Annotated in this window: 17 protein-coding genes; 11 read left to right on the top strand and 6 right to left on the bottom strand. The window is 34.0% G+C overall.

From position 1 onward, the window contains the following. The first annotated feature begins 295 nt into the window (after positions 1–295). The 7 genes from IP023_RS12085 (at position 296) to IP023_RS12055 (ending at position 8452) form a co-directional block, all read left to right on the top strand. Positions 296–1381, top strand: coding sequence for an HlyD family secretion protein (locus tag IP023_RS12085; protein ID WP_241790624.1), 1086 nt, complete (start codon positions 296–298; stop codon positions 1379–1381). A 19-nt stretch (positions 1382–1400) separates the two neighbouring features. After that, a complete protein-coding gene (locus tag IP023_RS12080) occupies positions 1401–3563 on the top strand; it encodes a peptidase domain-containing ABC transporter (protein ID WP_241790623.1) in 2163 nt (720 codons plus the stop codon). Beyond that, positions 3563–4879: a TolC family protein gene (locus tag IP023_RS12075; RefSeq protein WP_241790622.1), complete on the top strand. Its 1317-nt coding sequence runs from the start codon at positions 3563–3565 to the stop codon at positions 4877–4879. Before IP023_RS12080 ends, IP023_RS12075 begins: the two co-directional genes overlap by 1 nt. Before the next feature lie 25 nt (positions 4880–4904). Beyond that, positions 4905–5222, top strand: a complete 318-nt coding sequence (locus IP023_RS12070) for a hypothetical protein (RefSeq protein ID WP_241790621.1) — start codon at positions 4905–4907, stop codon at positions 5220–5222. Positions 5223–5318: 96 nt separating this feature from the next. After that, complete coding sequence (locus IP023_RS12065) at positions 5319–5468, top strand: ComC/BlpC family leader-containing pheromone/bacteriocin (RefSeq protein WP_241790620.1); 150 nt, start codon at positions 5319–5321, stop codon at positions 5466–5468. 549 nt (positions 5469–6017) lie between these two features. Next, on the top strand, positions 6018–7388 hold the full coding sequence (locus IP023_RS12060; protein ID WP_241790619.1) for an aldehyde dehydrogenase: 1371 nt from the start codon (positions 6018–6020) through the stop codon (positions 7386–7388). A gap of 266 nt (positions 7389–7654) precedes the next feature. After that, positions 7655–8452, top strand: a complete 798-nt coding sequence (locus IP023_RS12055) for an alpha/beta hydrolase (protein WP_241790618.1) — start codon at positions 7655–7657, stop codon at positions 8450–8452. 119 nt (positions 8453–8571) lie between these two features. On the opposite strand, the gene IP023_RS12050 is transcribed toward IP023_RS12055, so the two are convergent. Both IP023_RS12050 and IP023_RS12045 read right to left on the bottom strand, forming a co-directional pair. Further along, positions 8572–11607, bottom strand: a complete 3036-nt coding sequence (locus tag IP023_RS12050; protein ID WP_241790617.1) for an AAA family ATPase — start codon at positions 11605–11607, stop codon at positions 8572–8574. A 3-nt stretch (positions 11608–11610) separates the two neighbouring features. Then, positions 11611–12837, bottom strand: coding sequence for a metallophosphoesterase family protein (locus tag IP023_RS12045; RefSeq protein WP_241790616.1), 1227 nt, complete (start codon positions 12835–12837; stop codon positions 11611–11613). Positions 12838–13858: 1021 nt separating this feature from the next. Here IP023_RS12045 and IP023_RS12035 point away from each other — a divergent pair. The 4 genes from IP023_RS12035 (at position 13859) to IP023_RS12020 (ending at position 17872) form a co-directional block, all read left to right on the top strand. Beyond that, a complete protein-coding gene (locus tag IP023_RS12035) occupies positions 13859–14434 on the top strand; it encodes a DUF3575 domain-containing protein (protein WP_241790615.1) in 576 nt (191 codons plus the stop codon). Between the two features lie 2 nt (positions 14435–14436). Next, the gene (locus IP023_RS12030; protein ID WP_241790614.1) at positions 14437–15291 is read left to right on the top strand and encodes a FimB/Mfa2 family fimbrial subunit; all 855 of its coding nucleotides are present in this window, start codon (positions 14437–14439) and stop codon (positions 15289–15291) included. Between the two features lie 259 nt (positions 15292–15550). After that, positions 15551–16453 carry a fimbrillin family protein gene (locus IP023_RS12025; protein WP_241790613.1) on the top strand — a complete coding sequence of 301 codons (903 nt, stop codon included), beginning with the start codon at positions 15551–15553 and terminating at the stop codon, positions 16451–16453. Between the two features lie 528 nt (positions 16454–16981). Beyond that, positions 16982–17872, top strand: a complete 891-nt coding sequence (locus IP023_RS12020) for a hypothetical protein (protein WP_241790612.1) — start codon at positions 16982–16984, stop codon at positions 17870–17872. Positions 17873–17972: 100 nt separating this feature from the next. On the opposite strand, the gene IP023_RS12015 is transcribed toward IP023_RS12020, so the two are convergent. The 4 genes from IP023_RS12015 to IP023_RS12000 form a co-directional block, all read right to left on the bottom strand. Beyond that, entirely contained in the window at positions 17973–18122 is a 150-nt protein-coding gene (locus tag IP023_RS12015; protein WP_241790611.1) for a hypothetical protein, read from the bottom strand. A gap of 261 nt (positions 18123–18383) precedes the next feature. Continuing rightward, complete coding sequence (locus tag IP023_RS12010; RefSeq protein ID WP_241790610.1) at positions 18384–20030, bottom strand: FISUMP domain-containing protein; 1647 nt, start codon at positions 20028–20030, stop codon at positions 18384–18386. A 32-nt stretch (positions 20031–20062) separates the two neighbouring features. Continuing rightward, positions 20063–20218, bottom strand: a complete 156-nt coding sequence (locus tag IP023_RS12005) for a hypothetical protein (protein ID WP_241790609.1) — start codon at positions 20216–20218, stop codon at positions 20063–20065. 261 nt (positions 20219–20479) lie between these two features. Next, positions 20480–22135: a hypothetical protein gene (locus IP023_RS12000; protein WP_241790608.1), complete on the bottom strand. Its 1656-nt coding sequence runs from the start codon at positions 22133–22135 to the stop codon at positions 20480–20482. Positions 22136–22328: the final 193 nt, after the last annotated feature.

The raw sequence follows: 22328 nt of genomic DNA, 5'->3' as shown, positions 1-22328 counted from the left end.
AAATAGTGAAAACTAAGCAACTCTACGCATACTAATAATCGAAATAAGGTTTAAAAATTTCATACTGTGTATATATGTAAATCGTTATAAAAATAAAGCAGTTATAAATAATACGTTTTAACGGTGAGGTATTGATTAATTATTCGTTTATTATATTAGATTTAGAGTATACTTCATAATAAACCTCAAATGCACATAAACAGCATTAGATAATCCTCTACATTTTTCTTTTAAAAAAAAACAAATATAATAGCGAAATAATTTTTCGTATAATAGTCGTATCACACTTCGTTTCATGAAAAAAACAAACATTATATATTTAATATTGATCGCTGTAATTATAATTACTATAATTTCCTTGCCCTTTATTAAGATTCCTATATCTGTATCTGCTCCAGGAGTTATTAGACCTCAAAAAGAAAATAGTAAACTTATTTCACTTGTAAGTGGTCGTGTGATAGAAAGTAAAATTAATCGAAATAATCAGAAGGTACAGAAAGGTGATACTCTTTTGGTGATCTTTTCCAATGATTTACAAAATAAATTAGAACTTAATCAAAATATGGAAGCTGAGTATAATCAACATATTTCAGACCTAAAATCCCTCTTAGCTAGGAAGTATATAAATATAAAGAGTGTTTTATATAAACTAGAACTTGCCTCCATGCAACAGCGCATATCTGAGGTTAAGTCACAAGCGACATTAGCAAAGCTTGATTTAGAGAGAAACAAAATATTAGTTAAACAAGGAATAATATCACAAGCAGAATTTGATAAAGGTAAATACACTTATGAACAATTACAGAATCAAATATCATCTATTGAAAAGCAACAAGTCGCGCAATGGAGTTCTAAACTAATAGAACTACAACAGAAACATAAATCTATTGAATCTGATCTACAGTCTTTGCATATAGATAATGAAAACTATGTCATAAAAGCACCTCAAAGTGGTACTGTAACTAACTTTACAGGTGTTCAGCAAGGAAGCCAAGTTATTCAAGGGCAGGAAATATTAGATATATCGCCAGAGGAAAACTTGATTGCAGAATGTATGATCCCGCCAAACGCAATTGGTTATATTAGGAAAAATCAAAATGTACGCTTTCAAATAGACACCTATAACTATAATCAATGGGGATTCTTAAATGGAACAGTACAAGATATTGACTACAACTTGATTTCTAATCAACAAACAGGAACTTACTTTAAAATTCGTTGCAATATAACAGCAAATTTCTTAAGCCTACCAAATGGTGATAAAGTTTTTGTAGGCAAAGGAAATACATTTACTGCTCGTTTTTATTTGGTAGATCGTACACTTTGGCAATTATTATTCGACCGAGCAGATGAAATTTTTAACCCTAACTTAAGTCTGTAAAAACCTTAACCTATTTTAAATGAAAAAATCACCAGTACTTATCAAACAACATGATATTCGTGACTGTGGAGCTGCGTGTCTTGCTTCGATTTCGAGTTATTATGGGTTAGATCTTCCAATAGCTAAAATAAGACAGTATTGTCACACCGATACACGAGGAACAAACGTACTCGGTATGATTCAAGGGTTACAAGAATTAGGCTTCACTGCCAAAGGTGTAAAAGGAGGAATTGATGCGTTACCAAACATCCCTTTACCAGCAATAGCACACGTTGTTATGGATGGACATCTTCATCATTATGTTGTAATATATCGGGTTTATAAAGATCAAATCACAGTAATGGATCCTGGTCTAGGAAAACTACTAAAGTATACTATAGAAGAGTTTCAAAAGATCTGGTCTGGGGTTTTAATTTTATTAGAACCTAATGAATATTTTACACAACGAAATGAAAAAACAAGCTCATTCAAAAGGTTTTGGAATCTAATAAAACCACACAAATCTATCATTATACAAGCTCTTGTTGGTGCAGCTGTATATACTTTACTTGGTTTGTCTACATCTATATATATACAAAAAATAACCGATTATGTCCTTGTAGATGGCAATGTACGTTTACTAAATCTATTATCTGTTATTATGATAGTCATTTTATTCGTGCAATTACTAATAGGTACGATAAAAAGCGTTATGGTATTACAAACTGGTCAGCGTATAGACAAATACTTAATATTAGGCTATTACAAACATCTATTGAGCCTACCTCAACGTTTTTTCGACACGATGAAAGTAGGGGAAATCATTTCTAGGGTTAATGATGCTGTTAAGATTAGGGCTTTTATCAATGATGTTGCTATTCAAGCGGTAGTAAATATTTTAATCGTCCTTTTTTCTTTTGCTTTGATGTTTTCTTACTACTGGAAGCTCGCATTAATTATGCTTTTGGTTATTCCTTTTTATGTTTTTGTGTATTGGTTATCCAATAAACTGAATAAAAAAGTAGAACGTAAACTAATGGAAGAAGGAGCTGATCTTGAATCTCATTTAGTAGAATCTCTCAACTCGGTTAAAACCATTAAACAATTTGGTATTGAAACTTATTTTAATAGTGGAACGGATCAAAAATTTAGTCAGTTATTAAAAAGCATATATAAATCCGTATTAAATAGCCTATTTTCAGGAACATCTAGTGAGTTTCTTTCGCGACTATTTACTATTATTTTACTTTGGACAGGGTCTTATTACGTAATTGATAGAACAATTACACCTGGAGAACTATTATCATTTTATGCTTTAATCGGTTATCTAACAGGACCTATTAGTCAATTAATAGGTATGAACAAAACATTACAAAATGCTTTAATCGCAGCAGATCGTTTGTTTGAAATAATGGATTTAGAGCGAGAGGAAAATAAAGAAAAAACAGATATTATTAGTGATCAAATAGGCGATATTACTTTTGAAAATATCCATTTTTCCTATGGATCTAGAGTGAAGGTTTTCGCTAATTTTAGCTGCCGATTCGAAAAAGGTAAGATGACAGCAATCGTTGGCGAAAGTGGAAGCGGTAAAACAACATTAGGTTTATTACTGCAAAGCCTATACCCTGTTCAATCGGGAAAAATTTCTATTGGAAATTATGATATTAAATATATTTCTAATCATTCACTTCGAGAACGAATTGCTGTTGTTCCTCAACAAATAGAACTTTTCTCCAGTAATATCATTGAAAATATAGCAATAGGAGATCAAACACCTAACTTTCAACAGGTCATAGATATTATCAAAGAACTTGATATGGTGAATTTTATTGAAAAGCTACCATCGGGATTAGAGACATACATAGGTGAAAATGGAACAATGCTTTCAGGCGGACAAAGGCAACGAATTGCTATCGCTAGAGCATTATATAGAAATCCAGATATATTAATCTTAGACGAAGCTACATCCGCTCTTGATTCTGAAACAGAATTAGTAACACAACGAGCTTTTGACAAATTACGAGCAACGGGAAAAACATTACTTGTTATTGCACATCGACTTAGCACTATTTCTAGTTCAGATCATATTATTGTTATGAAAGATGGTCAAATTGTAGAACAAGGAACACATAATTATTTACTATCCATCGAATCTGTGTATAAAGAAATGTGGAAGAAACAGTCTATTGTATTAAACTAATGAAGTATTTCTTATTTATCATACTATTCTCTTTGCTAAAATTAGATGTTTTTGTACAAAAAAGATGGTCTTTAGAGGAATATTATGCTGTACAGCATAATATTCCTCTAAAACGTCAAGATATTTTAATCGCTATAAAAAACCTTGACCATGATATGGCATTACGAGAGCGATTACCTTCTGTAGGAGGTTATCTAAATGGATATAGTACTTTTGGACATTCACAAGATGTTTTTGGAACTATTCAACGTAATGATAACTTTAATAGTAACCTAGGGATCAATTCCGAAATAGTACTATACCAATATAACTACTTTAGAAATCAAGCTAAAAAAGCAACCATACAGGCGGATCAAGAGCGTATAGAAAAAGATATATTAATAAGAGATTTAACATTAAAGGTATTACAAGGATATTTAGAAGTATTATTGGCTCAATCCTTAGTCAATTCACAAGACTCTGCAATATATTTTTCAATTCAATTATTAGATAAAACAGAAAAAAGTGCTAAAGTAGGTGCTACTGCTCCTGCAGTGGTTTCTGAAGTTAAAGCAACATTAGCTAGAGAAAAACAACAATACCAACAATACCATAAAGAGCTGCAGTTAAAAAAAATGGCATTAGCTCAACAGATGAATTACCCTGATTACAATCAATTAAACATATATGATCCACAATTGGGAAAAGATGTATTTAATAAAAAAATAGAAATTCATAAAGATTACGAGGTGCAATCTGCTCTTGCTAAAAATCCAATATTTCTAAAATACAAGAGCCAACTGCTTGAATTAGATATAGAAGATAAAATTATAAAATCAGGAAATTATCCCTTGATAAAAGGATCAGCAAGTCTAGGAACAACATACTTTAATGCTTTTAAAGCTAATAATACAAGCCCTCTATTCACGCAAACAAAAGACAACTTTGCTCAACAAGTAGCTGTAGCTGTTACTATACCAATATTCAATAAAGGAAAATCAAAAAGGTTACTACAACAAAACTCCTTACGCAAAAACGAGATAGATTTATTGACTCAATATGAAGAAAATCAACAAATACAAATGCTTCAAAAGGTTGTTATAGATTATCAAGAAAATATTAAACAATATGAAATATCAAAAGAAGCTTTCTTAGCTACAAAAGAATCTTTAGAATATTCAAATCTGAGTTTTATTGCAGGGAAAGTATCTATATACGATGTCAATAACATTAAAAACAATCTGATCAAGACAGAAGCCGAAATGATTCGAGCTAAATACAATACATTATTTAGTCTATTGACACATAAATACTTTATTACAGGATACATTAACTAATTGCAACCATTTAAAAATTTGCGCTATGAAATTGTACTTATATATAGATAGAATAAACCTTATTAATAAGCTAATCAGTCAATCTAAAACAGGAAATCAGAGCGAACTCGCAAAACGTTTAAATATTTCCATCTCTAGATTGGCACGTATAATTGAATATATGAAGGATCAAGGTGCTCCAATAAAATTTAATAGAGCTAGAAATACATATTATTACGAAAGTAGATATTCAATCAAAATTGATGTTAAAATTGAAAAAATAAGTGAACAGGAATTAAAAGACATAAATGCTGGAATTAACTTTTATTCAAACAATTACATAAATGCTTTTTTTGTGCATTGATCTAAAATATCTTAGTGTTATACTATTAAATATAGTATAGCAGGATTCCGAAAAGGCTAAAAATAGAGTAGGTATAACTATTTATAAATAAAAAATATGAAAAATTTAGAAAAAATTCAAGTCGTAGAATTAAGCAATGATGATTTAAATAAAATTGAAGGCGGTTCTTGGGGCCCGTTTAATTTTGGTTTTAGAATTTTCATGAGACCAGGCTTTATTATCTGGGAAGCACAGCAAATGTCTTAATTAATAATTTTATTATGATATTATTACATGTTATTTACGGAATCATTACCTTAATAAATATTATTCAACTGATTTACCTAGTTAAAACTGGAAAATTCCGATATTGGTTGAGAAAGTATTAGAAAGTAAATACCACCCTTAATGAATATGTTTTTTTTGTAGAGAGTGTAAACTGAACTGTCGTGTATCATTTAGCCTATCTTACTCCTTTGGTAGGAGTAGCATAAAGAAACTAAAAGAAAAGGAATTAGGAAATGAAGATCTAATACAAAGAGTAAAATAACAGTAGACTTACCTATCTTTTAAAGAGATTTATGGCTACATCGTCATTGCCGGCATATTCGTTTTTATACTCTTGCTATTTTACAAAAATCCACTTCGAGGTTATTCTAAGCCTACAATAGATATCGTTGCTGATGCCGTAGAACAGGATGGTGCAATAGATTGATAATTTAGTTTTGTTTAATGTGATTAAGCCTGATAGCGGATATAGCTATTAGGCTTTTCTTGTTAAAATAGGTATCTTAGTGCTAACGCGAATATGCATATATGATAGATAACAAGCTTATATTTGACAATCAAAAACAGTATTTCAATTCTCAAGCGACCAAATCGACAGATTTTCGCCTTCGTGCATTGAAAGCTTTGAAGTCTGCTATCCTTGATAAGGAACCGCAAATAGTTGATGCCTTACGCAAGGATCTTAATAAATCGGAGTTTGATACTTTCTCTACGGAGATAGGGATTTTGCTGGAAGAAATATCATATGTTACCAAGCGGCTACAGAAATGGGCTAGACCACGAAAAGTCACAACAGCACTTACTCATTTTGGGACTAAGGGCTTGCAGTATCCGGAGCCTTATGGTGTTGTCTTGATTGTAGCGCCATGGAATTATCCTTTTCAGTTGGCTATATCGCCGCTAATAGGGGCTATAGCTGCAGGCAACTGTGCTGTTATTAAGCCATCGGAGCTTACGCCCAATACGTCTGCAGTTATTGCGTCTCTTATATCATCTATATATGATGAAGAATATGTAGCAGTGGTCGAAGGTGCTGTGGAGACGAGCACGTCTTTATTAACACTGCCCTTTGATTATATATTTTTTACCGGTAGTGTAGGTGTTGGCAAAGTAGTGATGGAAGCTGCAGCGAAGCATTTGACTCCTTTAACATTAGAGTTGGGGGGTAAGAGCCCATGTATAGTACATCATGATGCGGACTTACGACTGGCAGCAAAGCGCATTGCTTGGGGCAAATTTTTGAATGCTGGCCAAACGTGTATAGCTCCTGATTATATATATGTGCAGCAGACAGTGCATGATACTTTTATAAGTTATCTAAAAGAAGCTATTCATACCTTGTATAGTGACAATGCCCTTGCCAATGAAGACTATGTACGTATAGTTGCTAAGCGTCATTTTGAACGTCTCCTAGATTTTCTGCAGGATGGTGATATTATAGAAGGTGGTCGCTATGATGCTACGACCTTGAAGATACAACCCACGCTATTGACAAATATAACATGGCATGACAAGGTGATGCAGGAGGAGATATTTGGCCCAATATTGCCTATACTTAGTTATTCGTCTCTAGAGGAGGTAATACATACCGTTCAAAGTAAGCCACATCCTTTAGCATTATACCTCTTTTCGACAGATAATAAAGCGGTAAACAAAGTGATCCATCAAGTGGAGTTTGGTGGTGGCTGCATCAATGATGTTATTTATCATATCGCAACGCCTTATTTGCCCTTTGGTGGCAAGGGGAGTAGTGGGATGGGAGCATATCACGGGAAAGCTAGCTTTGATACTTTTACGCATTATAAATCTGTACTAAAGCAAACAAATTACTTCGATATCCCTTTTAGATATCCCAATAACAAATTTGGCTTACGTATACTCAAGATGCTTTTTAAATAGGGGTAGGTCTATTTTTTGTAATCATGATATAGCGGTCTTTAGCTGTTGTGTAGGATGCTTATTTTTTAGATTGTTACATGCCAATTTTTGTCCTTAGCAGAAAGTGTTTATACGTATTGTGTGCAGCTAGTTGAAATTGTTTTTAGTAAAATATATTCTTAGAAATACAGAATATTTGTATACTTGTTGTTGATTGTCATTGCTATCTAGCGTTGCTGTCATTGTGCCAATTTTACCTTTTTACATCTCCTACAATCAATAGTATTATGAGAATATTTATAGCATTGGTTTTACTTTTTATTCAATATTCGTCCTTTGGACAAAATACAGTATATCGTACCATAAATGATGTACCATATACCACGCGCGAAGATGCCTATAGCAAAGAAAAAAATAAGCTCGATTTTTGTTTTCCCCAAGGGAAAAAGGATTTTGTAACGCTCGTATGGTTTCATGGTGGTGGCTTGACAGGGGGTGATAAGGAGTTGCCACAATATCTATTGGATAAAGGAATCGCTGTAATAGGAGTAGGATACAGGTTGTCACCGAATGTTAAGGTGGCTGAAATAATAGACGATGCTGCAGATGCTGTAAAGTGGGCTTTTGATCATGTAGAAAAATACGGTGGCAGCAAGCATAAAATTATCATCGGAGGGCATTCGGCAGGAGCTTATTTGGCACTGATGGTAGGTTTAAATGCCTCTTATTTAGATAAAAGAAATGTAAAAGCCAATGATTTGATGGGAATAGCGGCTCTAAGCGGACAGGCTATCACCCATTATACTGCACGTAGTGAAGTAGGTATTGCTGGATTACAGCCTACTATCAATGAGCTAGCGCCATTATTTTGGGTACGTAAGGATGCACCAAAAATCTTGTTAATAACCGGTGATCGTGAATTGGAATTAATGGGTAGATACGAAGAGAACGCCTATCTGATGCGTATGTTGCAACTTAATGGACATCAGGATGTCGAGCTTTATGAATTGGCTGGTTATGGTCATGACATGACCTATCCTGCATTTCCGATAGTCATAAATACCCTCAATAAATGGTCAAAATAGATAAATAGCCCTATGCTGTATATCTGAATAATTAAATAACCAAATCGTCTTTTATAATCTTTATATATTAACAGCAAAGGAAATATGTTTTGCTATTTCCTTTGCTGCTGTTCAGCACCTTAATTATAATTAACTTGACTGCCTTTTTCCAAGTCTTTGGTAACGGTCACTGAGCGTGGCATTCGCTCTTTCAATTCTTCGACGTGCGAGATGATTCCCACGACACGATTTTCTTGATGAAGGTATTGCAAGGTATCGAATACGGTATTTATACTTTCATTGTCCTGTGTACCAAAGCCTTCGTCTATAAAGAAGAAATTGCGATCAGCTTTATTCAAGGCTTGTATATTTTCAGCTAATGCTAATGCCAGGCATAAGGAGGCTTGAAAACTTTGTCCACCTGATAATGTCTTGACAGAGCGTTGGTAACCATTGTTTAGGTAATCTTTAACTTCAAATTCATTCGCTTCATTTACACACAATGACAATTGATTTTTTGTCAATCGATGGAAGCGGTTATTTGCAATTTCGCATAAGCGTTCTAAGTGTATGCTAGATACGTAATTTACAAAACCATTGCCCTTAAACATATTGTCTAATATCTTCAAATTATCTTTGCGCGCATTAAGCTGGCTGTATTCTTGAAGTAAATTGGATTTTTTGTCAAGCTCAACAATAAGATTTTGAAGTTCTTTTTCTATAGCCCCAGTTTTACTGATTTGTTTTTCTAATTCAGCCTTATACCATTGCATCTGCTCATTTGTGTGTACAAATAATTCTTCTGAATAGTTGTCCTCTTTTGTGATTTCTTGAAGCTCATAGATGCGCTCTGCAATGCTATTTATACGCAAGTAAAACTGCTGGATGGTTTGTCGTAGTGATGATGTATCTATTGATTTACCCAATATTGCTTTTACCTGTGTGATGTCCGCAAAATTGAACTTATTTAATAAGCTATTGATAGTCGATTGCAACAGTTGTAATTGTGCATTATACGCTTTATACTGCTCTTGTGATTCGCTCAATTGTCCTACTACGGTCGCAAAAAGCCCTTTGTCTTCTTGGATTATAGTGGTCCATTCTTTATACTGCTGATCTACAGATTTTATCTTCTCTTCCAATTGATTGAACTGTATGATTAGCTCCATCTTTGTCAGCTGCGCAGAGCTAAGATGTTTCAACACGGTTATCTGGCCGAGGTTTTGCGTAATCTTAGCATCAAGTATTAACACTTGATTTTTGAAGTCTTCTAATGATTTCTCATATTTATTTACTTTCTCTTTTGTAGCCTGAATTTCTATTCTCAAGTTTTTAATAGTAAGCTCTTTTACTTCTATCAGCTCTTCTAATTGTTTAATAGCTGATTTCTGTTTCTCGAAAAGATTCCTATCAGTTTTATCAAATTCCGGCCAATGGAATTGTTGGTGATGATTAGCCAAATTTGAAGATACTTGAGCTTGTTCGCTGAGTAAAGTTTTTTCTTGCTCTTGCTTATCTACTAGGTATTGTGCAGCTGTAGTAAGCTCATTTTGCAGGCGACGATATTGCTGCTCTTTATCTGCCCATGTTTTTTTGATAGCTTTAAGTTCTTCTAGCTCGTCTGTCACGTCCGCGGCATGCATGATGCTGGGGTGTTCTGCAGAACCACACAAAGGACATGGTTCGCCATCGTTAAGATTCAGAATATAATGAGAAAGCTCTTGTTTCAGGCGCAGCGCTGTCTCCCTATCTTGTATAGATTTTTGCTCCTCCTGAAGGCTATTCCACTGCATTTGTAGACTATCTTGCCAAGTACCTAGTTCCAAGTTGTTAGCAGCAAAAGTTTCTTCAAGTTGTGCTATATCTTGTTTGTGATTTACCAATCGCTTCAAAAGTGTATCTTCTTGACGGAGGATCTCATCTAATGTTTGGTACCAGGATTCAATAGCCAACAGCTCAGATGTGTTAATGCGCTTTTTCTTTAGCTGCTCTAGACTGCTTTCTTCTTCTGATAGTTGAATCAATAATTGTTGCTCTTTGGCTTTGGTCTCTATTACGATAGGTGTACCCTTATCAATACGTGTGAGCACCTCATCTTTATTGTGAATTAGATCAACATTGGAAACCAACAATTGGTACTCATTGAGCTGTCTTTTGTAATTATCCAAATTGTTGTAATCATTCTGTATATTGGATATTTGCTGCTGTGTGCTGTCAATCTTTGTACGCAACAGCTCCTTGTTATCTTGTAGTCGTTCTATTTTTACTAATAATTGCCTCTTTATGGAAGTGATGTGATGCAAGTTGTTGATGTGTTCACGAAAGTGCAATGACACAGACTCATATTCGTTTACATCATTTTCATATTGTTTGATTTGAGATTGTTTAGCGTTAAGTGTATTCCACTCTTGTTGCCTAATGTATAGGTCTTGGCGATTCTCTTTCGCAATAGCTAGCTTTTTAAATGTCTCTGACCATTGCTCATAGGCTAACTTGATGTTTGCCAAATCTATTCTTGCTTCTTCAAGCTCTTTAATCTTTAATTCTTTTGTTTCCTCCGAAACCTCTTCAAATCCCGTTAGTGCTCCCTTCAGATTTTCTACCTTCTTGTTGTTTTCGGCTTGCAGATAGCCCACTTTAGGGCCTAAATCATACTGATTTAAGAAAAATATCTCTTTCATCATATCTGATCGTTCTTTACCTTTTAGCTCCAAAAATTCCTTAAATTGTCCTTGAGGAATGATAATGGTTCGTCTAAAATTGGGGTAGGAAAGGTTTGTTACCAAAGCACCATCAGCAGATTCCATAGGAATCCATGTGTCATTTATCCATTCATAAGCAAGTCGATCTATTGTGGTGGTATCTTCAAAGCGCTTGCGACGTTTCCATTGTACTATAAATCTAAATTTCCTGTTTTCAAAATTTAAAAACTGAAAATCTATTACTGCTTGATCTGATTTTAGGTTTAACATGTTATAGGCACGTTTCTCCTGCTTATTGAGACGTTCGGTTTCGCCATATAAAGCATAGCTGATAGCCTCCAAAATAGAAGATTTCCCTGAACCTACATTGCCGAAGATCCCAAATAGACCTGCTTCGGTCAGTTTAGTAAAATCGATCTCCTGCTTTTCTTGATATGAATATAATCCTTCTATGCTTAAATATAAGGGTAACATCGCTTAATCCTCCGTTTCTTTTTGTTGTGCCAACACCTCCCTAAATAAAGCATATATCTCTTCATTGGGTTCTTGGCCATGTTTAGACTTAAAGAAGTCTTTAAATAAACTATTAATATCTTGATCCAATTTGACGATGGCTTTTTCTGCTGTAGATTGTTCTTGCTTCGTCACGATAGGTATGATATGTATGATGCCATCGTGTGCCTCATGCAGGCTTTTGAGCTCCTGCGAAGTCAAAAATGTATCTGTCACTATCGTCAATTCTACTAGTGTATTTGGATTATTGCGTAACCATTGAACGGCAGTATCGATATCTGTGAAGCGCTTGCGATGTAATTGCTTTCCTTTGGTCAATGGAATTGCAGTCACTTGTGCTGCTTTATTGGGCTCTACTTCTATGATAACGACTTTTTTTGATTGCCCAGCTTCTGCGAATGAATAGCATAGCGGTGAGCTTGAGTATAATACAGGATTTTGATGGCCCTTTATAAATTGATAACGATGCAAATGACCGAGTGCCGTATATTGTATCTGTGCTGGGATAGCGTCGGAATAAATGATATCTGCATTGCCAATTTTTATTGGTTTTTCACCTTCGGGTTCTTCCAATATCTCCCCCTCACGCTCCAACATATAGAGATGTGCTGTCAATATATTGACGCCATTGTTGTCACAATATGTGTCGGCCAACTTAGCCCAATTCTCTTTGAGTACTTCGTTTAACAATTCAGCTTTATTCTCAATACCCAAAAATTGCTTCAATCGCAATTCATTGGCATATGCTGTCGTAAGGATACGTACTGGATAAGGGGTGTGATTCATTTGTATCTCTACAAATCCTTTGTCCGACTTGCTGATCCTGTAATTTTGATCCATGATGAATGGTTTAACCACAGCATGAGGGTAGCCAATAAATAATATACCACATGCGCGAGCCAATGGGTCGGGTGAATCAATACGATCGGGTGAATCGTGATTGCCAGCTATTGCAATAACGGGGCGCTTACCATTATTAGTAAGTCTTTTTAGTGTTTGATATAATAATTCTGTCGCTTCGACAGGAGGATTGAATGCGTCAAATAAATCGCCTGCTACCAGCACAAGGTCAACTTGCTGCTGATCTGCAATTTGGCATATTTCTTCTAAAACTTCCTTTTGCTCTTCCAATCTTGATATGTAATCAAGACGTTTGCCTAAGTGCCAGTCAGCGGTATGGAGTATTTTCATCTTTGCAGAACTGTATTTTGATATGGTTTAAAAATACAGAATTTTTAGACAGTTTACCTCTTCTATGCTGAGGAAAATTCAGGTTATTAAGATAAAAATATGCATCAAGCGCGTAACTCATTTATTAGCATTTAATTACCCTTGGATCTTAAAAACTATATTATTTTTTTGTTTAAGTTATTTATGTCAATTCCTTTGCTTTCATTGCTATACTATTTTTTAAACTTATGTAGTGGAAGTGTTAAAGCTGACTTCTTTTGTCATGCATGCAGTATTTCTATTTTCTATTTTTGGTAAATTAGATCATGTGTACTCATAGCGGACTTTGTTTAGTGTATAATGTAGTATCTTTCAGATACTTTAGCGATTCTTACCTCAGGTAGTTTTAAAGTAGGTAATGAGTTTCTGCTTTTCGCTGATTTTCCTTCAGCATAAAAATGTCACCTAAATATTGTAGGTGACGTTTTTGTATCTTATATGCTAGTGTATTTTACTTCAGAGCGATAGTTTTGGGTGTGTCTTTACCATTATGACAGATATTATAAGAAATATTATGAATAACACCGTTATGTTTTTCGTAAAAGTATTTTTTGTTGATTTTATTTGTCATTTTCATCATCGCACGTGCTACATCTTTGTTTGGATTTGTATCACTAGGTTTCTATTAATGTCGCTATAACGCCCATTATTACCGTTTTATTTTTCATCATTTTTTTTAGTAATAAAATCGATTAGATGCTATATGATTGCATGAGCAATATTTGTAATTCTACAAACTCATCTCTTTAATATGTTTCAGGATGTAATCAATTTATTTCTTTAGGTTTTCATTTTTTTATAAATAAACTATAGCTAAAGTATTATTTATGGTTTCGTAATTCTGATTGTTGTATCCATATGTCGCACTGCTGAGGCCTTCTAATTGCATGTGTCCACCATTTGTCCACCCTAAAATATGGCTTGAATACTAAAAAGAAGCTACTTTTGATCTTTCTACCTAATAAAAATACAAGTATAAGTAATGCTAAAAATAAAAGTTACTTTTTTAATGCTGTTATGCATATTGACAAGTCGTGGTCAAGATGATAGTCTATTACAAGCAAATCATTTTTCTGCAGGAAGTATTAGTATTCAAACTAATATTTCGACATGGTTGTTAGGTGTACCTAGTTTAGGTATTTCTTATAAGCCCAGCGACAGATTGGAGGTTATGTTAGATGGAGCATTCTCACATTGGAAGTATACTAAGAATGGCTTACCATATTATTGGAGGAATTGGAATATCTCTCCTCAAGTACGTACTTATATCAATGCGGACAAAAGCACCTACTTAGGATTACAGTATTCTATGGGACAATCTATCCTTTCGAGACAATTGAGCAAGTATAAAGGAGGAGGAATAACAATAGGTAAGCAATATTATGCAGGTAAAAAATTATTAATTGATCTTGGTATTAGCTTTGGCTACTTGAAACTTACGGATCGCTTTAGTTATACTTATAGTAACAACGTGTATTATAAAAATCGATCAAAAGAAGATCTGAACTATTGGGGCCCTACAGCATTATCTATTCGTTTATCAAGAAAAGTAAATTAATTATGACTGCATATAAAAACATAATTCAATCATTTAGCACTTTAAGTAAGTCTTTTATAGCCCTTTTTTTATTGGGATTAATGTATTCATGCTTTGATATAGAATTAGTTGATCGCGCCCAATTAAATATAGTGACGCAATGGGAAAAATTGGATGCTGATGTAACTGTGCCTAGTAGTTATACCGTTGAAATTGGGCAGGAGAAGCTAAAATTTTCAGGTGCAAGTAACCCATTACCTGATTTATTACCTGGTGATTATAAAGTGGTAGTTTACAATGATGCATCCCATCTTTCTGTTAATAATAATATAGCAACAGTAACACAATCGAATGGTCTAGTAAATTCGATGCCGGGATGGTTTTTTTCCGCTGTAACGAATGTTACCTACAATGATAATGTGGTAGACACTATAATAGTTCCTATGAAGCAACAAATCCGTGAATTGCGTATTCGCTTACATGCTGAAGGTGGCTCCAAAGAAAATATAAAAGAAATTCAGACCAAATTAACAGGTGTTGCGGGGTCATGGGATTTAATGACAAATACAGCAACAGGCAATGCTAGGGAAATTGCTCTTCCTTTTGTAAAACAAGCAGATGGTACTTGGTTAGCAGTTGTACGTTTGTTAGGAATAGTTGGAAATCGGCAAACTATTGTTGGAGAAATTATCTTTGATAATGCAGTACCGAAAGATTTACATATAGATACAGATATTAGTTCAAGTTTGATAGATTTTAATGTAAATAAATATCTACCATTAGGATTTACAGGAAATATTGAGACGCCAACGCAAGCTGGTTTTACAGGGAGTATTACCGACTGGAAGCAAATAAGTCAGAATGGCATAGCTTGGTAAAATCCAAGTATAGTAGTTTTATATGCGTCTTTTTACTGCTGAGGTGTAAAAGTAAATTTTGATGTTGTGAGGGACAACTTCATGGAGATAAGGAAATATACGAATTAATAAATGGGGTAGAAGCACGTTTTTAATGTGCAAATACACGGATAGATTACAGAATTATGGAAGATAATGGATATGTCTAAACGAAATCATTAGGACATATCGATACGCCGAAATTCATATATACATATATTATTATTTTAAATAAATTACGATGAAAAGACAATTTGTTGGAGCAATTACAATATGCTTAATGTTATTAGCGTCTTGTGCCAAAGAGACGGTGGTGGATACAAATGATTCAATCAGTTTTACAGGAAAAATCACTAACCTACAAGCGGTTGCTGGTCCTCTGACTACTAGCCCATGGAATACTAATGATAATATAGGTGTATTTATGGTAGATAATGGCAGTAATAATGTCACAGAAAATACTATAAATCGTCAATATACATTTTCAGGAAATCAATTTATACCTTCATTGGGCAATGAGATTTATTTTCCTGTCTCTAATACAAAAGTTGATTTCATAGCGTATTACCCTTATAATCCAACGTACCAATTGGGATTACCAGTTGTTTTGAGTTTTAATGACCAGTCTAATATTTCTAGATTAGATGTGTTATATGCCAAGTCAACTAATGCTGGTGCGGGGTATAACAAAACTGGAGCTACGAATGTACCCTTAACATTTGAACATGTATTGAGTAAGATTATTATACGTCCAATAGCCGGAGAGGGATTAAGTTCAACGGAAGCTTCTTGGGGAAATATGTTAGTAGAAATTAATGGCCTGCATACAAGGTGTAATTTTGATTTAATAACAGGTTTAGTTTCTTCCCCACATTTACAAATACCATTTTTGCCCTATACGCGCACGCCAGGGGTAGCATATGAGGCTATTGCAATTCCTAATGAATATACTCAAGCTGGGTCATTTAGTTTTAAGTTTCAAGTTGGGGGCAATACATACGTGTTTAATAGTCCTGCAAATGAAAGGTTTGAGCCGGGTAAAGAATATACTTATACAATTACGGTAAATAAAACAGGTTTGGTGGTAGGTAATGTAACTGTAAATAATTGGACAAGTGTGTCTAGAACAGGTACGGCTAATTAATAGCAAGATTAAGTGTATTTGTTTCATTAAATATAGGTACTCTTTTATTTATGCATCATGTTTGATGGATTTAATGCGGATAGGAGAGATACATATTATGTTTTAAATTCAAAAAGTAAGCTATAACCATTATTAATACTAAATAGGGTCAATTTAATCTATAGAATTGGCCTTATTATTTTATTTTGATTTTTAAGTGAAGTTATTCTAATGATCTACATTGCTATATTAACTCTTATTTGCAATAAAGCTTGCTTTTATATAGATGAAAAATCAATATTTACGGGAAACCGTAAGGGATATTCCTCTTGCTAATGTATTTTTGAGTAGTATAGTGATTAGTCCAAAAGTGCTAATAAGTGCTTTTCTACCTAAAGAATATATAAAGAGTCTTTTTATAATAGTCAGCTCCTAATCCACATATGTAGCGCTAAAATTTTTAGTATTTAAAAGTAGTATAATAGATTACCTAATCCTAAAAAGTCCTTAAATGGATGTTAAATGAATTATTCAGCCCATTTTTAACTTATGAAAATTAAATTTTATTTATTATTTTTTTATTGTTTAGTTATCAATTTAGTCAATGCTAACGATGCAATTATTGCCGTCAATGATAGTATTTCAAAAGTAAATACAGAAAGTAATTCGTCTTCTGCAAATAACATTAATATAGTAAAAGAAGATTTCAGCGATAACGTTGGTTTAAAGATTAGTGTTCAACAAAACAGACAAGAGGTGCCAATTTATTGGTATTCTAAATTAGGGTTTCTTTTTTCTTTGTTATTACTTATTATAGGATTTGTTATTTATAGGATTTTTTATAAAAATAGACCTAATCCAGAAGAATTGATATTTGCAGAGCTGCGGACTGAGGTAGAGGAGGACAGTATTAACGATCAAATGGCAATAAATGAACCAAAGTTAGCCTCTTCATCTAATAATTGTGAAGAAGTATATCCTAATAGAGAAAATAAATTTGATTTAGTTATCAATGATTATGAAACTAAATCGATTAAAGCTGCTCTTGATCCAACTGTAAATTGTGCATCAGTTTCTACTGGTGCGTCAGATAATAATTTAGATAATAGGCCTTGTATAGTTAGTAACTTTGCTACTTGTATGCATGATGGGAATTTATTTTTTTTAACATTAAGCAAAGCAAAAAACCAATATACACCTTATATTATAACAGAAAAGAATAATAACTACTACTTTACTATTGACGATACTAATGAGGCAGCTAAAACTAATGCTATTACTTTTTATGAGACTTATTTAGCTAGTTTCTGTGAATTTGTTAATGATTTATCAGCACATCATGCTTCCTTTGAGCTCGTAGATGGTTCCAAAGGTGTATTAGCAAAAATAGGTGATAGATTTACTGTAGTTACGAAATTGAAAATCAAGTTTATTGAATAAAAAAAACAGCTATTCGTAGGGTTGAATATTTGCAATTGCTTGATAATAATATAATTATTTAATATTAAATAGGTTAGGGCTAATGCTCGAAAGCGTAATTTTACCAAGGTATATCTTGCAATTCATCTTCAGTCTCATCCCACTGTTCTACGATATTATTTGGTCTCGTGGTATTGGAGCCAGCACTAATTGAATTTTCCATCTCAATAAAAAGTATGTTAATAGTAGGTTTAATATATTTTCTTTTCATAAGTTATAATATTCACTATAAATTGAATAATTACGAATGTATCTTTTTACTATAGGTTAGTCGTTATTAATTAATTAATAACAATTTATTGTGCTTATAGTATTTACTAAGATTAGAACACGAGATACGGTATAAATACGTTTTGCTATTAAGTTTTTTTGGTAGATATTTTACTTACTTTTTAGCGTTATTATAACTAGGTAAAATAAAGAGTATGTCTTTATTTTACCTAGTTATAGTACCATAGATCAAAGGGAATGTCTAATTTCCTTGAATACAACGGACAGGTCTAGCACCTACATATGATGATCGATTAGCTGTAGTCCTACTCATTGCACTCGAACTAGCAGTAGCCGTGTAAAATGAACGTACATTATTTGAAGCGTAAGAGGTGCTTACGCTGGCAGCTGTTCCTCTATTTGCGATCCCAGCGTTAGAATAAGGAGTGCTATTGCCTGTCACAGATATTCTTCCTTGTGCTGGAAACATAATACGTACGCTAGAATTTCTTTTACTCACTAACCGAATGCCTGTATTGTAACTATTGTCGGCAAAAGTACTGTTCTGAATATTCGTATTATCTAATAGCCTTTGAAGTTCACTCTCTGAAGGTATTCTAAAACCGGTAGGGCAGGGATCATCAGTTCCTCTAAGTGGTGCTAAATCTCTTATCTCTATAGCTGCAGGGTTGCCATTCCAAAAGGCAACTCCAGTTCTACCAGTGCCATTAAATGCTCTTTGGCCAGCAGTCATTGTTCCTGTATAGATATACTGATTATATCCATACTGATAATACCCGCCAAAAGTGGATTGACCATAGTTTTCGGGTGTCGCAGAATTAGCGCCAATGTTGAGTCTCTGCCATACCTGCCCGCCGATACGTACGGCATTGGCATTTAGTATAGCATCTTCTGGTACAACCGTCAATTTCAATGTATAACTGGTACCAGGTACTACGCGCAATCCGCTAACTACAATAGGGTTACTATTGCTTATTTCTCCTATCTTCAGGGTTGAAATAGTTAAAGTACTGTTTGTATTGTTTGCTGCATTTATGATAAATGGAGAGCTTACTAGTGTTGATTGATTCGTGGAGGGGTAATTTATATTTGGCGTAACTGCGGTTGTACGTGATAGTATTGAAGCATCAGACAGTTTAAGTACGGCATTATTGTAGTTTTGGCTAAAACTACTTGAAGGTCTTTCGAGGGTATACCCTGTTGCTGTAGCATCAATTGATACCGTCAATCGGCTAAATACATGCTTTAAAGTTGCATTAATTTCGTATTGTGGCACATCAATTATCGGTGAATCCCATTTATAATACATTAAATCTATATTAGAAGTGGCGACATTAGTTACTGCAACGGTCGCTGTTTCTAGGGTTCTGTTTGCAGGGTTAGCAAATGTAATATCTGGGAGTACTGTTTCGCTACCTACTGAATAGACAATAAATGTGTACCGATTGCCACGGTCTAAAAGTATTTCCGCTGTCGTTCCTTCAGATCCTACGATATAATTTCTCTCTGTATTATACGTTCCATCGGCATTGAATACAGTCATTTTATAGCGTACCTCATTGGGAACTGGTCTGTTTACTAAGACGGCAAAGTTCCCATCTTTTCTAATAATACTATTATTTGTTAATTTATCTGTATTATCTTCTTGTAATTCAATGTCCATATAGTATTCATTGTTTATGGACATGGAACTTTTATTGGGGCTATAATCTGCTCCTCCAACAGCGCTAATATTAGCTGTTTTTTTTGAGTTAATATTTTGCTCTTCAAAAGTAGAGCCTCTTAAGTTTAATTTTAAGGCAACCGACTTGCCATTATTAACTTCTTTTTTGCTACATGCTGTTAGGATTATACTCAAAAGTATAAATAGAATAAGTAATTTTTTCATTAGTAATGTGTTTTAATGAAGTTATTTTGGTATTACCAAGGTATATCTCGCGATTCATCTTCAGTCTCATCCCACTCTTCTACGATATTATTTGGTCTCGTGGTATTGGAGCCAGCACTTATTGAATTTTCCATCTCAATAAAAAGTATGCTAACAGTAGGTTTAATGTATTTTATTTTTCGTTTCATAAGTTATAATATTCACTATAAATTGAATAATTATGAATGTGTTTTTTTTACTATAGATTAGCTGTTTTTAATTATTAATTAATAATAATTTATTATGTTTATAGTGTTTACTAAGGTTAGAACACGAGATACGGCATAAATACGTTTTGCTATTAAGTTTTTTTGGCAGATATTTTACTTAATTTTTAGCGTAATTATACCTAGGTAAAATAAAGAGTACTTATTTTACTTAGTTAGAGTACCATATATTAAAAGGATCGTCTAATTTCCTTGTATACAACGGACTTGAAGCGCACGTACAACCCAAGATCTATTGTCTTCGTTTTCAACCATTCGGTGTGATGTGTTAGTTGCAAAATAGTTTGCACTTCTATTATTCGTATTTATATAAGAGGACCAAATCATAACTTGTGCTCCAAGTAGTTGTCTGCTCGTTAAGGCATATGGTGGAGCTGTACCTCCTGCAGCATTAAAAAGTCCTCCAGCAGGGAATAATATTCTGACGGCAGTGTTCCGTTTACTTACTAAGCGTATACCTGTATTATAGCTGTTTGCTGTAAAACTACGGTCAAATACGACGGTGTTGGCCAATAGTATATTATATTCATTAAGCGTGGGTACTCTAAATCCAACAGGACAGGGGTCGTTAGTTCCTCTACTAGGGTTAGCCTCTCTCGTTGCCGCATTAGTTGACGTGTTGCCATTCCAGTTGATGGGAGCGGTTCTACCGTTGGGATCAAATTCTCTTTGCCCCGCTCCCCCCGTTGGACTACGCACACTTGAACCAAATCCATGCTGATAATACGCTCCAAATGTAGCTTGACCATAGTTTTCGGGTGTTGCTGAGGTTGCTCCGACATTAAGCCTACGCCAAACTTGACCTCCAATTCTTACCGTATTGTTATTTAGTATAGCATCTTCTGGTACAACCGTCAATTTCAATGTATAACTGGTACCAGGTACTACGCGCAATCCGCTAACTACAATAGGGTTACTATTGCTTATTTCTCCTATCTTCAGGCTTGAAATAGTTAAAGTACTGTTTGTATTGTTTGCTGCATTTATGATAAATGGAGAGCTTACTAGTGTTGATTGATTCGTGGAGGGGTAATTTATATTTGGCGTAACTGCGGTTGTACGTGATAGTATTGAAGCATCAGACAGTTTAAGTACGGCATTATTGTAGTTTTGGCTAAAACTACTTGAAGGTCTTTCGAGGGTATACCCTGTTGCTGTAGCATCAATTGATACCGTCAATCGGCTAAATACATGCTTTAAAGTTGCATTAATTTCGTATTGTGGCACATCAATTATCGGTGAATCCCATTTATAATACATTAAATCTATATTAGAAGTGGCGACATTAGTTACTGCAACGGTCGCTGTTTCTAGGGTTCTGTTTGCAGGGTTAGCAAATGTAATATCTGGGAGTACTGTTTCGCTACCTACTGAATAGACAATAAATGTGTACCGATTGCCACGGTCTAAAAGTATTTCCGCTGTCGTTCCTTCAGATCCTACGATATAATTTCTCTCTGTATTATACGTTCCATCGGCATTGAATACAGTCATTTTATAGCGTACCTCATTGGGAACTGGTCTGTTTACTAAGACGGCAAAGTTCCCATCTTTTCTAATAATACTATTATTTGTTAATTTATCTGTATTATCTTCTTGTAATTCAATGTCCATATAGTATTCATTGTTTATGGACATGGAACTTTTATTGGGGCTATAATCTGCTCCTCCAACAGCGCTAATATTAGCTGTTTTTTTTGAGTTAATATTTTGCTCTTCAAAAGTAGAGCCTCTTAAGTTTAATTTTAAGGCAACCGACTTGCCATTATTAACTTCTTTTTTGCTACATGCTGTTAGGATTATACTCAAAAGTATAAATAGAATAAGTAATTTTTTCATTAGTAATGTGTTTTAATGAAGTTATTTTGGTATTACCAAGGTATATCTCGCGATTCATCTTCAGTCTCATCCCACTCTTCTACGATATTATTTGGTCTCGTGGTATTGGAGCCAGCACTTATTGAATTTTCCATCTCAATAAAAAGTATGCTAACAGTAGGTTTAATGTATTTTATTTTTCGTTTCATAAGTT

The organism is Sphingobacterium rhinopitheci (assembly GCF_022627575.1).
GTDB lineage: Bacteria > Bacteroidota > Bacteroidia > Sphingobacteriales > Sphingobacteriaceae > Sphingobacterium > Sphingobacterium rhinopitheci.
The sequence above is the reverse complement of the archived record's forward strand: the minus strand, read 5'-3'. Positions and strand labels throughout refer to the sequence as shown.

Bases quoted from the DNA above. Each gene is read 5' to 3' on its own strand.
- IP023_RS12085 (WP_241790624.1), top strand. From the start codon at position 296: ATGAAAAAAACAAACATTATATATTTAATATTGATCGCTGTAATTATA.
- IP023_RS12080 (WP_241790623.1), top strand. From the start codon at position 1,401: ATGAAAAAATCACCAGTACTTATCAAACAACATGATATTCGTGACTGT.
- IP023_RS12075 (WP_241790622.1), top strand. From the start codon at position 3,563: ATGAAGTATTTCTTATTTATCATACTATTCTCTTTGCTAAAATTAGAT.
- IP023_RS12070 (WP_241790621.1), top strand. From the start codon at position 4,905: ATGAAATTGTACTTATATATAGATAGAATAAACCTTATTAATAAGCTA.
- IP023_RS12065 (WP_241790620.1), top strand. From the start codon at position 5,319: ATGAAAAATTTAGAAAAAATTCAAGTCGTAGAATTAAGCAATGATGAT.
- IP023_RS12060 (WP_241790619.1), top strand. From the start codon at position 6,018: ATGATAGATAACAAGCTTATATTTGACAATCAAAAACAGTATTTCAAT.
- IP023_RS12055 (WP_241790618.1), top strand. From the start codon at position 7,655: ATGAGAATATTTATAGCATTGGTTTTACTTTTTATTCAATATTCGTCC.
- IP023_RS12050 (WP_241790617.1), bottom strand. From the start codon at position 11,607: ATGTTACCCTTATATTTAAGCATAGAAGGATTATATTCATATCAAGAA.
- IP023_RS12045 (WP_241790616.1), bottom strand. From the start codon at position 12,837: ATGAAAATACTCCATACCGCTGACTGGCACTTAGGCAAACGTCTTGAT.
- IP023_RS12035 (WP_241790615.1), top strand. From the start codon at position 13,859: ATGCTAAAAATAAAAGTTACTTTTTTAATGCTGTTATGCATATTGACA.
- IP023_RS12030 (WP_241790614.1), top strand. From the start codon at position 14,437: ATGACTGCATATAAAAACATAATTCAATCATTTAGCACTTTAAGTAAG.
- IP023_RS12025 (WP_241790613.1), top strand. From the start codon at position 15,551: ATGAAAAGACAATTTGTTGGAGCAATTACAATATGCTTAATGTTATTA.
- IP023_RS12020 (WP_241790612.1), top strand. From the start codon at position 16,982: ATGAAAATTAAATTTTATTTATTATTTTTTTATTGTTTAGTTATCAAT.
- IP023_RS12015 (WP_241790611.1), bottom strand. From the start codon at position 18,122: ATGAAAAGAAAATATATTAAACCTACTATTAACATACTTTTTATTGAG.
- IP023_RS12010 (WP_241790610.1), bottom strand. From the start codon at position 20,030: ATGAAAAAATTACTTATTCTATTTATACTTTTGAGTATAATCCTAACA.
- IP023_RS12005 (WP_241790609.1), bottom strand. From the start codon at position 20,218: ATGAAACGAAAAATAAAATACATTAAACCTACTGTTAGCATACTTTTT.
- IP023_RS12000 (WP_241790608.1), bottom strand. From the start codon at position 22,135: ATGAAAAAATTACTTATTCTATTTATACTTTTGAGTATAATCCTAACA.